This is a genomic window from Emticicia oligotrophica DSM 17448, from assembly GCF_000263195.1.
Lineage (GTDB): Bacteria > Bacteroidota > Bacteroidia > Cytophagales > Spirosomataceae > Emticicia > Emticicia oligotrophica.
The window spans coordinates 1,249,050-1,265,321 of the sequence record NC_018748.1; the positions used below are offsets into that span (position 1 = coordinate 1,249,050).

12 protein-coding genes are annotated in these 16,272 nt (G+C 36.4%); 9 read left to right on the plus strand and 3 right to left on the minus strand.

Features of this window, described 5'->3' with window-relative positions; genetic code table 11:
• Window positions 1-20: 20 nt before the first annotated feature.
• The 3 genes from rpsB to EMTOL_RS05235 all read left to right on the plus strand — a co-directional run bounded on the left by rpsB (window position 21) and on the right by EMTOL_RS05235 (window position 4,510).
• Window positions 21-836 carry a 30S ribosomal protein S2 gene (gene rpsB / locus EMTOL_RS05225; protein ID WP_015028231.1) on the plus strand — a complete coding sequence of 272 codons (816 nt, stop codon included), beginning with the start codon at window positions 21-23 and terminating at the stop codon, window positions 834-836.
• A gap of 107 nt (window positions 837-943) precedes the next feature.
• Complete coding sequence (tsf, locus tag EMTOL_RS05230) at window positions 944-1,774, plus strand: translation elongation factor Ts (protein ID WP_015028232.1); 831 nt, start codon at window positions 944-946, stop codon at window positions 1,772-1,774.
• A gap of 297 nt (window positions 1,775-2,071) precedes the next feature.
• On the plus strand, window positions 2,072-4,510 hold the full coding sequence (locus EMTOL_RS05235) for a malectin domain-containing carbohydrate-binding protein (RefSeq protein WP_015028233.1): 2,439 nt from the start codon (window positions 2,072-2,074) through the stop codon (window positions 4,508-4,510).
• A gap of 122 nt (window positions 4,511-4,632) precedes the next feature.
• Here the strand turns inward: EMTOL_RS05235 and EMTOL_RS05240 are convergent, their stop codons facing one another.
• Complete coding sequence (locus EMTOL_RS05240; RefSeq protein WP_015028234.1) at window positions 4,633-4,911, minus strand: hypothetical protein; 279 nt, start codon at window positions 4,909-4,911, stop codon at window positions 4,633-4,635.
• Between the two features lie 712 nt (window positions 4,912-5,623).
• Here EMTOL_RS05240 and EMTOL_RS21675 point away from each other — a divergent pair.
• The 5 genes from EMTOL_RS21675 (at window position 5,624) to EMTOL_RS05265 (ending at window position 12,026) form a co-directional block, all read left to right on the plus strand.
• Entirely contained in the window at window positions 5,624-6,124 is a 501-nt protein-coding gene (locus EMTOL_RS21675) for a PAS domain-containing protein (RefSeq protein ID WP_015028235.1), read from the plus strand.
• A gap of 3 nt (window positions 6,125-6,127) precedes the next feature.
• Window positions 6,128-6,328 carry a cysteine-rich CWC family protein gene (locus tag EMTOL_RS22625; protein WP_015028236.1) on the plus strand — a complete coding sequence of 67 codons (201 nt, stop codon included), beginning with the start codon at window positions 6,128-6,130 and terminating at the stop codon, window positions 6,326-6,328.
• A gap of 129 nt (window positions 6,329-6,457) precedes the next feature.
• Entirely contained in the window at window positions 6,458-7,816 is a 1,359-nt protein-coding gene (locus EMTOL_RS05255) for a methyltransferase RsmF C-terminal domain-like protein (RefSeq protein ID WP_015028237.1), read from the plus strand.
• Between the two features lie 339 nt (window positions 7,817-8,155).
• Complete coding sequence (locus EMTOL_RS05260) at window positions 8,156-10,585, plus strand: malectin domain-containing carbohydrate-binding protein (protein WP_015028238.1); 2,430 nt, start codon at window positions 8,156-8,158, stop codon at window positions 10,583-10,585.
• A gap of 283 nt (window positions 10,586-10,868) precedes the next feature.
• Window positions 10,869-12,026, plus strand: coding sequence for an iron-containing alcohol dehydrogenase (locus EMTOL_RS05265; protein WP_015028239.1), 1,158 nt, complete (start codon window positions 10,869-10,871; stop codon window positions 12,024-12,026).
• Between the two features lie 109 nt (window positions 12,027-12,135).
• Here EMTOL_RS05265 and EMTOL_RS05270 read toward each other — a convergent pair whose 3' ends face one another.
• Together EMTOL_RS05270 and EMTOL_RS05275 are read right to left on the minus strand one after the other, a co-directional pair.
• A complete protein-coding gene (locus EMTOL_RS05270; RefSeq protein WP_015028240.1) occupies window positions 12,136-13,167 on the minus strand; it encodes a DUF6807 domain-containing protein in 1,032 nt (343 codons plus the stop codon).
• Between the two features lie 128 nt (window positions 13,168-13,295).
• The gene (locus EMTOL_RS05275) at window positions 13,296-14,024 is read right to left on the minus strand and encodes a DUF2490 domain-containing protein (protein ID WP_015028241.1); all 729 of its coding nucleotides are present in this window, start codon (window positions 14,022-14,024) and stop codon (window positions 13,296-13,298) included.
• 351 nt (window positions 14,025-14,375) lie between these two features.
• On the opposite strand from EMTOL_RS05275, the gene typA reads away from it, so the two are divergent.
• Entirely contained in the window at window positions 14,376-16,196 is a 1,821-nt protein-coding gene (gene typA / locus EMTOL_RS05280; protein WP_015028242.1) for a translational GTPase TypA, read from the plus strand.
• Window positions 16,197-16,272: the final 76 nt, after the last annotated feature.

Genomic DNA, 16,272 nt, shown 5'->3' on the forward strand with positions numbered 1-16,272 from the left:
CCTTTTACTAATTTAGTCAAATGGCACAATTAGAATACAAAGAATTATTAGATGCAGGTGTACACTTTGGTCACCTTACCCGTAAATGGGATCCCAAAATGGCTCCATATATTTTCATGGAGAAAAACGGAATCCATATCATCGACCTTAACAAAACTCTTGCTTGTTTACAAGATGCACAAGAAGTTGTAAAAGGTATCGTTCGTTCTGGCCGTAAAATCATGTTCGTAGCTACTAAGAAACAAGCTCAAGAAATCGTTTCTGAAGAAGCTCGTCGCTTGAAAATGCCATACGTAACTGAGCGTTGGTTAGGTGGTATGCTTACAAACTTTGCAACTATCAAAAAATCTTTGAAGAAATTGCAAAATGTAGAGCGTATGTTGAAAGACGAAGCTACTGCTAAAAATATCGCTAAGCGTGAGCGTCTAATGTTAGACCGTGAGCGTATCAAATTAGAGCGTTTATTAGGTGGTGTTTCTGACCTTTCAAGACTTCCAGCTGCATTATTTATCGTTGACGTTAAGCGTGAACACCTTGCAGTTGCTGAAGCACACCGTTTAGGTATTCCAGTAATCGCTATCTGTGATACTAACTCTAACCCTGAAGCGGTTGAGTACCCAATCCCAGCAAATGATGATGCTTACAAATCAGTAGCTTTAATCACTTTGGCTATCGGTAAGGCAATCGAAGAAGGTATCATGGAGCGTAAACTTGACAAAGATAACGCTGCATTACAAGAAGAAGAAGATGCAAAGCGTGCAGTTGATGAAGCAAAAGCAATCATTTCTGCTCCAGAAGAAGCAGCTGCCCCTGCACAAGAAGAAACAGAAGCTTAATATAAGGCTAATGATATAATTCAAAATAGAATAGCCCGAAGCGAAAGTTTTGGGCTGTTCTGTTTCAAAATGACAAAGTATTAATACAAACTTAATAAAAATATAAAATGAATATCACAGCAGCAGATGTAAACAAACTCCGTCAAATGACAGGAGCGGGTATGATGGACTGTAAAAAAGCTTTGACAGAAGCTGAAGGCGACTTCGACAAAGCAGTTGAAATACTCCGTAAAGCTGGACAAAAAGTTGCAGCAAAACGTGCTGATAACGAAACAAACGAAGGTGTAGTATTAATTGACGTAAGCGATAGCGGTAAGAGTGCTAAAATTTTAGCTTTAGCTTGTGAAACAGAACCAGTTTCTAAAGTTGAATCATTCCGTGAATTAGCTAACGAAATTTTACAAGTAGGCGTTAAACACCATACTAAAGATAAAGAAACTTTATTAACTCTTGCTACTTCTGATGGCCGTACAGTTGAAGAGCGTATCGTTGAGCTAGTAGGTAAAATCGGTGAGAAAATCGTTATCACTGAGTTCCAACACGTAGAAGCTGAGCAAGTAGTATCTTATGCTCACTCAACTGGTAAATTAGGTGTATTGGTTGCGTTTGATAACACACAAGGTAATGATGTGACTGAAGTTGGTAAAGACGTAGCGATGCAAATTGCAGCGATGAAGCCAGTAGGTCTTGACAAAGACGATGTTGACCCAGCAATCGTACAAAAAGAAATCGAAATCGGTATGGAAGTTGCTCGTCAAGAAGGCAAACCAGAAGCGATGTTAGAAAAAATTGCAATGGGTAAATTGGGTAAATTCTACAAAGAGAACACTTTGTTGAACCAAGAATTCGTAAAAGATAACTCTATCACAATTGCTCAATTATTAGAAAAAACTGTAAAAGGCTTGAAAATCACAGCTTTCAAGAGAGTTCAAATCTAATTGATTAGTTGCAAACACGATATAAAAGGCTCTTTCCTAACTATTTGGAAAGAGCTTTTTTTGTGTAATACCTATCGTGCTCACTACATTAATATTTTTTCTAAAAAAAATTCAACAATTTGTTTGTTTTTTCAAAATCCGAATTATACATTTATATCATACTTCCCATTAAGTAATACCTTATAATCTACCATTAAAGCAATATAGCCAAGCTATGTCGCTTCATTCCAAAAAGTAAAAATTATTTTTTATTGTCTAATTGGTTAGCTCTACGCGGGCTACTAAAATTCTACAGCCATGAAAAAAATAATTGCTTTTGGGATGTGTATGCTATTCTGTACAATTTCAAGCGTAAACGCACAATCTTGTAACTGTAGCCGAACAATTTCGGCAAGTGGTGTCTACAACGGACAAACTATGAATGTTCAACCAGGTGAAGTCATCTGTATTCAAGCTGGAAACTATTCACTATTAAGGTTTGTCAATTTCATCGGAACTGCGTCTCAACCTATCATCTTTAAAAACTGCGGTGGACAAGTTACCATTGCTCACAATCAATATTATGGAGCTTTAGACTTTTTAGGTTCTAAATATTTCAAAGTTACTGGAAGTGGAAGTGCTAATATTCCGTACGGTTTTTTAATCGCTGGAACTGGTGCTAATGCTAGTGGCCTTTCAGTCGCCGGTTTAAGTACAAACTGTGAAATCGAACGTGTAGAAGTAAAAAATACTGGCTTCGCAGGTATGCTCATTAAAACCGACCCTAATTGTGACTCTAGCACGTGGAGAAGCAACTTCACTATGACTGATGTTTCGATTCATGACAATTACGTGCATGATACTGGTGGCGAAGGTTTATACGTAGGTAGTAGCTTCTACAATGGAAAAAGCATTACCTGTAATGGTCAAACAATCACTGTATTTCCTCACTTGATAGAGAAATTAAAAATCTACAATAATATTATTGCTAATACAGGTGCTGACGGGCTTCAATATTCATGTGCTCCTCAAGCAGAGGTTTATAATAATTCTATTAGCAATTATGGCATTGCACCTTTCGAAGCATTTCAAAACAATGGTATCCAATTAGGAGCTGTAAGTGGTAAATTCTACGGTAATAAAATCAAATCTGGTACTGGTAATGGTATCCAAATTACACAACCGATAGGTGATATATCAGTATATAATAATGTAGTTGAAAGTGCTGGTCAAAGTGCTTTATTCAGTGATGATCGTAGTTCAACTAATAATATATTGATTACGAATAATACCTTCGTAAAATCTCCAATCGAACTTTTAAAAATTTATGGTAATACAAGTACAAAAAAGATATACAACAACATTTTAGCAGAATCAGCTACCAATGTATATGTAACATACGGACTTGGTGCAACTGCTGATGAAAAAAATAATTTGAAAGTAAGTAGCACTGCTAATGTAGACTTTGTAAGCTCAACTGATTTCCATCTTAAAATCAATTCACCTGCGGTAAATACGGGAATAAACCCTCAATTTAGTAGCCTTTCAACTGATATTGAAGGAAATCAAAGACCTAGTGGTGGTTTCTACGACATGGGAGCTTATGAATCAATGGTAAATCCACCAATCTTAGCTCCCATTAGCGATAAAAATTTATCTGCAAATACTGCATTATCATTCAATATTTCGGCATCTGACCCAGATGGAGGCACTCCAAGCCTAACAGCATCGAGCCTTCCTTCTTATGCTAAATTCACTGATAATGGTAATGGAACTGGCACATTTACTGCTACTCCGCAATCAACAAATACTACATTTAATGTAACATTTACTGCTTCTGATGCAACTGGTGGTGTAAGTAATCGTACGATTCAAGTTCGCCTTTATGCAAGTTTACCAACTAGCCAGCAAACTATGTATAGAATCAACGCTGGTGGCGAAGGACTTACTGACAACAATGGCATACTTACAGAAGATAGCAACACAAAACCTTCAAACTATACAAACGTTACGGCTGCTGGAAGCGTAAGTGGTACTAGTAGCGTAACAACTAATCAAACAGGCTTACCTAATCAAGTATTTCAGACTTTCAGACGTGATAGCCAAACTGGTGATGATATGCGTTGGAACTTCCCCGTTTATTACGATGCTGGTTGGTATATGTTAAATCTATATTTTATAGAAAGTGTAAGTTCAGCAAATAGAGTATTCAACATCATCGTTGAAGGAAATAATGTAGCTCCAAACTTTGATATTAAAGCAGCAGCAGGTGTTAGAGTTGCTTTGAAAAAAAGTTACTATATTTATGTAGCTGATGGAGCAATGAATATCCAATTCCAAAGAATTTTAGATAACCCACTTGTTTCAGCTATAGAAGTGGTTTCATTGGGAACAGGTACTCCTCCAAATGCTCGTGTAAGAACTTCAAATCAGTCTAATAATGATGATTTCCAAGAATACTACGAAATTGCAAGCAACAATTATTCTAACGAGGTTGCTGAAGTTACAGAAAACCCTGTGGAAATAGTGACTTATCCTAACCCTGTTCAAGATGTACTTTACTTAAATACTAATAATACCACAGAACCTCTTAAAGTTACTTTAATCAACATGAGAGGAAACATCTTGTGGGAAGGTACTTTAAACGATGGAAATACCCAAAATAGTATTCCTTTCGCACAATACACTGCCGGTACTTATGATGTTGTTGTAAATAATGACCAAAAACGCTGGGTTAATAAAATCGTAAAATTATAAATATAATTAAATATCTATTTCTACAGCTCCTTTTTCTTCAATGAGAAAGGAGTTTTATTTTTCATAATTCCCTATAAAAGTATTCGATAGCTCAGCAATGTTCATTTTCTATGGAACTTCTATCAACTGTCTCCAATATATCTGTTCTCTGTTTTGAATGATAATTGTTTGATATGGTTACCAAATTCTTTTGTTATTTCTAATACTCCATTTGGCTCAGTAACAACTCTAAATGGAATAAATTTTAATGTTTTGTCAAGACCGTTAAGAATTGAAACACTAAATTTAGGTGATTCAATTGTAGCATCTGAACTTTGTGGGTTTAACGAGATTTCTTCAGCTTTATAAAAGCAGAAGTTTAAAACTAAAATAGTACATATAAATATGAATATATTTTCCATTTTAAAAATTCGTTTAACTATTAAATACTATATCAATACTAATGCCAAAAACATAATATACTGATAATCAACATTTTAGTTTTTGCCATACCACTAATTTGTTCCATATTTTGGAAATATTTTGTAATTTTGGAATTTACGAACAAAATTTACCTTTGCTTCGTTAAACAAATTGATAAAAAAGAAGCTTGAAAAGCTGCTTAACAATCATTCAACTGCATTAGAAGAAAGAAAGAGATTTATAATATCAAAAAAAATCATTTAAAATTTCCGTTCAAATTCCACAGCAAAGGACCTCGATTATGTTCTTAAATTTATGAGGGCATTTGATATAAATAAAGGATAAATAATTTCATTAAAACCAATGAATAGTTTAGTTTTTTGAAAATTTGCGGGGTCGCCCAGTCAATTTCGATTCACTCATAATACTTTTGCTCAAAAGTAATCTTAACTCTCTTACCCGCCGAAAGTATTAGATTTATTGTTGTTTGGGGCTTATCCCAAAGAATTGACAACTATCTCGAATATCATTGCCACATTTTTATTGAAATTCTACTATTGGGTTTGCTTCTTGATAAAAATATTCCCATCAAAAGTGTTTTTTACCTAAAAACATTTCTGACTCTATTGTTGTTAAAAGGTATAGGTTTATCACAAAGCATTTGGGTTGCCCAACTACTTTTACCATAGAAAAAACTAAAAACCGAATCATATGGAGTATTTAGGAATACAAGCACGAAAAAAAAGTGTCAAGGTACACTCTCCCCTATTGTCTTGGAGTATTGCCCACCCCTTACTTTCTAAACAACTTCAAATCGCTGAAGATATCGTGCAGCTTGCCCAATTAAAAAAGCAATACCAGTGGCAAATAGATTTTGATTTTAGAAATTTATTAATTGAAAATAAATCCTTAGTCATTACCAATCTTTACCAAGAAATTATCTGGGTGAGTAAGAATTTTACCAACCTAACGGGTTATTCAGCAGAAGAAATTGTAGGACATAAGCCATCTATGCTTCAGGGTGAAAAAACCAATGAAAAAAACAGAAAGATCATTCGTGAAAAGCTTACCAAGTTTGAAAATTTCAAATCAAAAGTCTTAAATTATCGAAAGAATGGAGAAGAATATGATTGCCAAATCGAAATATTTCCGATACAAAACCGAGCGGGCGATTTTGTTCATTTTCTAGCAATTGAAAAAGAAATATGTTGATTAATGGAAAAACATGCACCAAGTAGTTGCCCTAGATGTGGAAAAATATTTGTATGTAAAGCCAATAATATACACCAATGCGACTGCCAAAGTATTTCTATGACCTTCGAAGAAAATCAGTACATCAGAGAAATGGTCAAACATGATGAAACGTTTTTGTGCTTGGCTTGTTTAAATGAACTTAAAGACGAATTTAAAACCTGAAAGGTGTTTAGCAATCACTTATAAAGCATAATCATCATTTAGTCAACGGTTTTACTTAATTTTGTAAAAGAAAGCACTCGCTTAGTTGATGGCGTGAAAACCTTCAACCTTTTACAAATAATTAATTGGATGAATTTACCCGAAAATTTTATAAGTCAAATGCAACACCTTTTAGGTGTAGAAGAATATCAAGCATTCGCTGAAAGTCTTGAAAAAGAAGCTCCAACAGCCATTAGGCTCAATCCGCACAAACAACTTTCTACCGAAACTTTATTTGGCCAAGAACTTGAGGCTGTCAAATGGAATGCAGATGGCCATTATTTAGCTCAAAGACCAATTTTTACGCTCGATCCTGCTTTCCATGCGGGAGCGTATTATGTGCAAGAAGCTTCTTCAATGTTTGTGGCAGAAGCCATCAAACAAACATTAGATTTAAAACAACCCCTTAAAGTTTTAGACCTTTGTGCCGCACCCGGGGGAAAAACCACGCTTCTAGCTTCTATGCTCAATGAAAATAGCCTATTAGTGGCTAACGAAGTGATTAAAAGTAGAATTGCTCCTCTAAAAGAAAATCTCGAAAAATGGGGTTTCCCAAACTATATTGTAAGTAATCATGACCCAGAAGAATTAATCGACTTAGAAGGGTTTTTCGATTTAGTACTAACCGATGCTCCGTGTTCAGGAGAGGGTCTTTTCAGAAAAGACCCAAAAGCAAGAAACGAATGGTCGGTTGATAGTGTGCAGCTTTGCTCAGCACGTCAAAAACGTATTTTACAAGCAGCAGCTATGCTCGTTGCTCCCAATGGGTACTTATGTTATTCTACTTGTACCTACAACGAAAAAGAAAATCAAGAAAATGCCAAATGGCTTACACAAACGGCTGATTTTGAAGAAGTAAAGCTTAATATACCAGCCGACTGGCAAGTGGTAGAAAAAGGTATGGGTTATCAGTTTTTCCCTCATCGCACGAAAGGCGAAGGTTTTTATTTAGCTGTCTTTAAAAAAACTCAAGGGGCTAAAACCGAAGCCCGAGGTAAAATCAAATTCAATCGTTTACCACAAAGAAAAGTTGAATTATTAAAGAAATGGTTAGAAAAACCAGAAAACTTTGAATTTTACGAAAAGCCCGAAGGTTCGATTGTTGCCATTCCTGCTAAACTCACCAATGAATATGCCACTCTTTTCAGAACTTTACAAAAACGTTCGTCTGGCTTTGAAATTGGACAATTTAAAGGTGAAGACTTTATCCCAAGTCATGATTTGGCCTTAAGCACGGCCATTTCACCAAAACTACCTGCGATAGAGTTATCAAAAGAAGATGCTCTTAAATTCTTAAAAAAAGAGCATATAAATATAGAGAACGCTCAAAACGGTTGGCTATTAACTCGCTATCAAGGTTTAAATTTAGGATTCATAAAAGTAATTGGTGATAGAATGAATAATTATTTGCCCAAAGAATGGCGAATAAGAATGGATATCCCCGAATGATATTCTATCTCATGGAAACTTCATAAATTCATATCAAAATATCATGGTGTGAATTTATGAAAATCATGCTTCTGTAGTCGCTTATTACTTAGGAAGTGCCAAAAACTTAATGCGAAATAGCTTCCATTGAAAAAGTGAAAAACGTAAAATAAAAAGCTTAAAAAACTTGCTTTTACGGTTTATATATTCTATATTTGCTTCGTACTACTTCGCGAGCGATATCATACAATCTCCTTACAAAGTGATGTTAAAAAACATTTCTTAATATCGAAAAGTAAAAATCTTTATTACATTTTTTTTAATTAGTTAAACTGCACGAGCTACAAAAATTTCGCTGCTATGAAAAAAACAATTGCCGTTTGGATAGGTATCCTTTTCTATACAATTTCAAGTGTAAACGCCCAATCTTGTAACTGTAGTCGAACAATTTCGGCCAGTGGCATTTACAATGGCCAAACAATGAATGTTAAACCAGGTGAAGTCATCTGCGTTCAGGCAGGAAACTACTCACTGCTTAGATTTGTCAATTTTATTGGTACTGCTTCTCAACCTATCATCATTAAAAACTGTGGGGGGCAAGTTACTATTGCTCATAATCAGTACTACGGAGCTTTAGACTTCTTAGGTTCTAAATATTTCAAGGTTACTGGAAGTGGAAGTACTGACATCCAGTACGGCTTTTTAATCGCTGGAACTGGAGCTACTGCTAGTGGCCTTTCAATCGCTGGTTTGAGTACAAACTGTGAGGTTGAGCGTGTAGAAGTAAAAAATACTGGTTTCGCAGGTATGCTCATTAAAACCGACCCTAATTGTGACCCTAGCACTTGGAGAAGCAGCTTCACTATGACTGATGTTTCGATTCACGATAATTACGTACATGATACGGGAGGCGAGGGTTTATACATTGGCAATAGTTTCTACAATGGTGAAGTCATCACTTGTAGTGGTCAGAAAAGGACTGTATTCCCCCACTTGATAGAGAAACTCAAAATTTACAACAATACCGTAGTCAATACGGGTGCTGATGGCATTCAGTATGCATGTGCACCTGACGCAGAAGTTTATAATAATTCCGTTAGCAATTATGGTATTTCACCTTTTGAGGCATTCCAAAATAATGGTATGCAATTAGGTTCTGTAAGTGGTAAATTCTACGGTAATAAAATTAAATCTGGCAATGGTAATGGTATTCAGATTGTACAACCTTTAGGTAATCTATCTGTATACAATAATATAGTTGAAAGTGTTGGCCAAAATGCTTTATTTAGCGATGACCGTTTTTCTACGAATAATCTCCTCATTGCTAATAATACCTTCGTAAAATCTGGTCAGGATTTAATGAAAATTTATGGTAGTACAACCAGTAAAAGAATATATAATAATATATTGGCAGAATCAAGCATCAATTCATATATAGTATACGGACTTGGTGCAGCTGCTGATGAGAAAAATAATCTGAAAGTAAATAGTGCAACCAGCGTAGGATTTCTCAGTGATAAAGATTTCCATCTTACTATAAACTCCCCTGCGATAAATGCTGGAATAAATCCTGATTTTATAAGTCTTTCAACTGATATTGAAGGAAATAAAAGACCCAATGGTGGTTTTTATGATCTCGGAGCCTATGAATCAATGGTAAATCCACCAATCTTTACCCCTATAGGTGATAAAAACTTATCGGCAAGTAGCTCATTGAAATTTAATATTTCAGCCTCTGACCCTGATGGTGGAGTGCCAAAGCTAGCCGCTTTAAATATTCCTACTTATGCTAATTTTAAAGATAATGGTAATGGAACTGGTACATTTAGTGCTACTCCACAATCGAGCAACATGACATTCAATGTAACGTTTGCGGCTTCTGATACCACTGGAGGTGTAACTAATCGCACGATTCAAGTTCGCCTTTATGCAAGCATACCTACCGGACAACAAACTATGTATAGAGTCAACGCTGGAGGACCAGCTATTGGTGATAGTAATGGCATACTTACAGAAGATAGCAATGCTAATCCTTCACCGTATACCAATGTTACCGCCGCTGGAAGTACAACTAGCACTAGTAGCGTAACAACCAATAAAACAAGTTTACCAAATCAAGTGTTTCAGACCTTCAGACGTGACAGCCAAACCGGTGATGACATGCGTTGGAATTTCCCTGTGTACTACGATGCGAGTTGGTATATATTAAACCTATATTTTATAGAAAGCATTAGTTCGGCAAATAGGGTATTTAATATCCTTGTTGAAGGTAATAATGTAGCTCCGGGCTTTGATATTAAAGCATTGGTGGGTACTAAAGTTGCGATGAAAAAAAGCTACTACGTTTATGTTTCCGATGGAACACTAAATATTCAATTCCAGAGAATTCTGGATAATCCACTTGTTTCGGCTATAGAAGTTATTTCGTTAGGAACAAGCACTCCTCCTAATATTCGTCAGGATGAGCCTCATGACGATAACTTACCAACATATTATGAAATAGTAACAAATAGTCATCCTAATGACCATGACATTGACCTTAATGCCAACCCTTTAGGAATAGTGGCTTTTCCGAATCCTGTTCAAGATATACTTTATCTAATCACTAGTAGCACTGACCCTCTTAAAGTAACTTTAATCAATATAAGTGGTAATGTTTTGTGGGAAGGTATACTAAACGATGAAAATGCACAAAACAGTATTCCTTTTGGGAAATATGGTGCTGGAATTTATGAAATTATAGTTACCAATGACCATAAACAGTGGGTTGGTAAAATCGTCAAATTCTAATTCCACCATAAATTAGCTTAGGAAAACTCTATTTTTCGTTAAGCATCAAAAGCTCGAAAAATAGAGTTTTTTATTTATATTTAATTGATTTAAAAGGATTTCTCATCAAATCCGAAGAAAAGTTTATTGAAGGATTATAAATTAAAATAAAAATCTTAAAGCATATTTTATAAGCAACTCTTATTTACCAAATAAGTATTTCTAATTCAGAGACACGCTTATTTCTTCAAACTTTATTGAAAATTGTTTTGTTTCATGAATATAATCATCATACAGAAAACCAATGTTCAATAATTTTGTCTATCAAAATCCAGTAAAAATACTTTTCGGCAAAGGTCAGATTGCCCAATTAGGCAAGCAAATTCCAACTGAAGCCAAAATCCTACTCACCTACGGCGGTGGAAGCATTTTCCAAAATGGTGTTTATGAACAAGTAAAAAAAGCTCTCGAAGGCCGAAACGTCGTTGAGTTTGGTGGTATTGAAGCCAATCCTACCTACGAAACCCTCATGCAAGCAGTTGAGCTTGGGCGTCAAGAGCAAATCACATTTTTGTTGGCAGTTGGTGGTGGTTCGGTACTCGATGGCACGAAGTTTATTGCTGCCGCTATTCCTTTTGAGGGAGAAGATGCTTGGCAAATTGTAACTGGAAAGGAAAAATATAAAACAGCCATTCCGTTGGGGGCGGTGCTTACATTACCAGCCACAGGTTCGGAAATGAACTACTATGCAGTAATTAGCAAGAAATCTACGCAAGAAAAGAAAGGAATGGGCGGGCCATTGGTTTATCCTAAATTTTCAATTCTAGACCCGGAAACTACCTATTCATTGCCTCCACGACAAATTGCCAACGGTATTGCTGATGCCTTCACACACGTGATGGAACAGTATATGACCTACCCTGTCGATGCTCAAATCCAAGACCGTTTTGCAGAATCGGTTTTACAAACACTCATTGAGGTTGCCACTAAAACTCTCGAAAATCCTACTGACTACGAAGCTCGTGCCAATTTCATGTGGGCGGCAACGGTAGCACTCAATGGTTGGATTGGATTAGGTGTACCTCAAGATTGGGCAACTCACCAAATTGGACATGAAATTACGGCATTCCATGGGGTTGACCATGCCCGTACACTGGCAGTTGTGCTTCCGCATTTATTAAAATTCAAAGAAGTTGACAAGAGAGCTAAACTCATTCAATATGCCAAAAGAGTTTGGAATTTAAGTGGTACGGATGATGAATTAGTGGCAGGAGCTATTCAGAAAACAGGAGCGTTTTATGAATCATTGGGCTTACCAATCAAAGCTTCTGAATATGGTGTTAATCAAGAAACTATTGCTAAAATTAAGCAAAGATTCATTGAAAGAGGTGTCAATTTTGGCGAAAAAGCCGATATTACCCCTGAAGCTGTTGAACAGATTTTAGCAATGAGTATTGCGTAAGGCGAATTACGATTTAGGAATGTAGACCGGACCGCCCGTGGTGTGATAATGAAAAAACGTGACACATTTTAATAATGTGCCACGTTTTTCGCTTCTAAAGACCATATTATCACTGCACTTTAGCAAAATCAGCAGTTAATTTATTCATTTCTGCATCTGAAACTTCACCCGAAGTTACCACTAAGCGAAAACGCATGATTGTTGACTGTTTTGGAGCAAGTTTAAAATTAAGTTCTTCTTTACCATTAGAAAACACCTTTTGACCGAATGGATTTGCAGAGAAAAGCCCATATCCACGTGAGTGCCAGTAGGTTGGATAACCCACATTTTTAGGGTGGTCGATGATAGCTACTGAAATTTTCTCATCGCCAATTTTACCACGAAGGTTCACCCAATCAGAGCGTTTTGCCCAAGTATCTTCACCTTCAATTCCTTCTTTGTTTCGGTAACTTCCCGTAATTCCTGTATTATCAAGCACTGGTACTTTCGTAGCTACACCACTTGCATCAGTAAAGACCTCTGCTTTATTTGATGGGTGCTCAAGCTGGCGAGCTAAGCGGATAGCAAATGCCCCATCTTTCACATCTTTGAAGGTCACCTCTTTATCAGCCGCCGTTAAAGTAGTAATACGGTCAGTAATGCGTTGTTTATCAGTACCTTGGAAAATATAAGTTGTAGTTTCTTTCAACATTATTTTTCCATCTTTATCCAACCAATCGGCCGTAACTACTAATGAACCTTTATTTGTACCTGATTTTACTGATTTAATACCTGTATGAACGATTGTTCCGTAAACCCCTTTCGGATTAGGAGGTGTATTTGAGTTATTCCAAAAATCATGGCCATTTACATCTTCATAATTAAACCATACTCCTACATGATGCGGGTGGTCGATACGCTCGCCCGGACGTGGGTCCATTGGCCAACCACGCGTAATCAGTGTGCCTTCAGAAGTACGAACAGGATACAAAACTGCTTTTTTTAGCACTTCAGGGCCTGGATAGATGTATGAAGTAAAGGGCTTCCCATCAACCAACACATCCACTTTCTTATTGGCATCATCACGCACGAGTTTTACGGGCTTTGTCTGACCGAAAACTACAGCAGGAACAAGTGAAAAAAGCAAAAAGATTTTTTTCATAAATTTGATTTGGATAGAGTAAAATAATGTAACAAAGTAAATCTACTTTTACTATCTTAACTAACGAAATATTTGCTTTTTCTTATATTTTTTTGACTTTAACTCAGTTGGCAGTGGTTAATGTAGAACTACAAACGATACATGAGACCTACCACGACAGCATTTTCATTATCTATTTCATCAGATGTACGACGGCGGCGGAATATATATCGATAACCTAACTCCGACTCTAAGTGCTTCGTGAAATTATGGTTGAAAGTAACTCCTAATTGATTTTGTTCATATTTCTTAGTAGAATTTGGCGGTGCCCCGAATAAAGCTTCTTGTAGAAACACTAAACTATTTGTTTTAGAAATAGGTTGTCGAAACTGTAATCGCTGTCTGAAACGCCCAGCAGTTCTATCCACAAAAGAGCGGTATTCATACTGTGTACGCCACTGAAAAGTAGATTTATTAAAATTCTTAAAATACTCTATTCCAGGAGTGAATCGCCACTCAATGGTGGGTAATTTTACAAAATCTGCCTCTTTACCCAAAATTTGATAAGCATGCCAACGACTAATAGCTACATTAAATAACCAACTTTTTGTACGATACCCAACGGTGATACGCTGAGCATCTAACAGGGGCTTCGCCAAAAAATTATATTTGGAATAACGAAAATCATTTTGGCGACGATAAGCAACATCACCCGATACTGTCCATTTACCAAATTGCTTACTCACTAGCAATCTTGACCAAACAGAAGCATGATTATACGTTTGGGAAAAGGCCGATAAAGAACAAAAGACTACAAACAAACAAAGTAATGATAACTTGGAAGTTTGAATTTTTAGTTTTAGATATAAATGTTTCACTGAACGTAATTAGCTGATAAACAAGGGTCTTGAAATTTTCGCTACAAAATTATAATAAAAAAATATTAGCCGAGATTAAAATACTTCTAAATCTACCAAACTACTTAGGTTAAAGGTTATAAAACGACAAAGTATCGACATCTGTTGGATTAGTAATTATTCATTTTTTCGAAAATAATTGTACTATTCTTATTAACAATTTGATAATCAGGGGATTGTCTGAACTACATAAGGTTTTCTCATTTTTATTAACTAATTTTGCGGTTTATTACAGAAATATTGTTCTTCGTCATTGTTTATCCGTCGTGCGTTGGGTAAATGCTGACGCCACGAACTAAACAATTACATTTAATGAATAACATCAGAAACATCGCCATCATTGCTCACGTTGACCACGGTAAAACTACATTGGTTGATAAAATCATTCACGCTTCAAAAATTTTCAGAGAAAACCAAGAATTCGGTGATTTGATTCTTGACAATAATGACCTTGAGCGTGAGCGTGGTATCACTATCGTTTCTAAAAACGTATCGGTGAGATACAATGGCGTAAAAATTAACATCATTGACACCCCAGGTCACTCTGACTTCGGTGGTGAAGTGGAACGTGTATTGAAATTAGCCGATGGCGTAATTTTATTAGTTGATGCCTTTGAAGGACCAATGCCACAAACTCGTTTTGTATTAGGTAAAGCTCTTCAGTTAGGGTTGAAACCAATCGTTGTTGTAAATAAAGTTGATAAAGAAAACTGTCGCCCAGACGAAGTTCACGAGCAAGTTTTCGATTTGATGTTTAACCTCGAAGCGACCGAAGACCAACTTGACTTCCCTTGCTTATATGGTTCATCAAAACAAGGTTGGATGAGTACTGACTACAAAAAACCAACAACTGATATCATTCCATTGTTAGATGCTATCATTGAGCACATTCCAGCATCTCCAGTAGTAGAAGGTTCGGCTCAATTACAAATTACTTCACTTGATTATTCTTCGTTTGTGGGTCGTATTGCCATTGGTCGTGTAGCAAGAGGTGTTTTGAAAGAGGGTATGCAAGTAGCTCTTTGCAAAGCTGATGGCTCAATCAAAAGAAACAAAATCAAAGAATTACAAGTATTTGAAGGTCTTGGAAAAGTAAAAGTTACAGAAGTAGCTTCAGGCGAAATTTGTGCGATTACAGGTATCGAAGATTTCGAAATCGGTGATACAATCGCTGATATGGAAAATCCAGAGGCATTGCCACGTATTGCAATCGACGAGCCGACAATGAACATGTTGTTTACGATTAACAACTCTCCTTTCTTCGGAAAAGAAGGTAAATTCGTAACATCACGCCACCTCCGCGACCGTTTGATGAAAGAAACTGAGAAAAACCTTGCTTTGAGAGTTCAATCGGGCGATACTGAAGATAAATTCTTAGTATTTGGTCGTGGTATTCTTCACTTATCAGTTCTTATCGAAACCATGCGTCGTGAAGGATATGAGCTTCAAGTTGGTCAACCACAAGTATTATACAAAGAAGGCGAAAACGGTGAGCGTTTAGAGCCAATCGAAACTTTGGTTGTTGACGTTCCAGAAGAAACCGCTGGTAAAGTTATCGAATTAGCTACTCAACGTAAAGGTGAATTGTTGATTATGGAGCCAAAAGGCGACTTACAACACCTTGAGTTCAATATTCCATCACGTGGTTTGATTGGTTTGCGTTCGAGTGTATTGACAGCTACTTTCGGAGAAGCCATCATGAACCACCGTTTCAAATCGTATGAGCCATTCAAAGGAGCAATTCCTGGTCGTGTAAATGGTTCATTGATTGCTAGCGGTAACGGTCCAGCAACTCCTTATTCAATTGATAAATTACAAGATAGAGGAGCGTTCTTTATCGATCCAGGTGAAGAGGTTTACATGGGTATGGTAATTGGTGAGCATAACCGTCAGAACGACATCGTTGTGAACGTACAAACTGCGAAACAATTAACCAACATGCGTGCATCTGGTTCAGATACTAACGTAAAGATTGCTCCAAAAATTAACTTCTCGTTGGAAGATGCCATGGAGTATATCCAAAAAGATGAATACTTAGAAATCACGCCAAAATCGATTCGTATGCGTAAGATTTATCTTGACGAAAACGAGCGTAAACGTGCAGAAAGTAAAGGTACTTTCGCAATGGCGTAATTATCAATAGAGTCTGTACCGTGGGTCTGACTCATTTTCTAAAAGCCTTGATAGTCTAATGATTATCAAGGCTTTT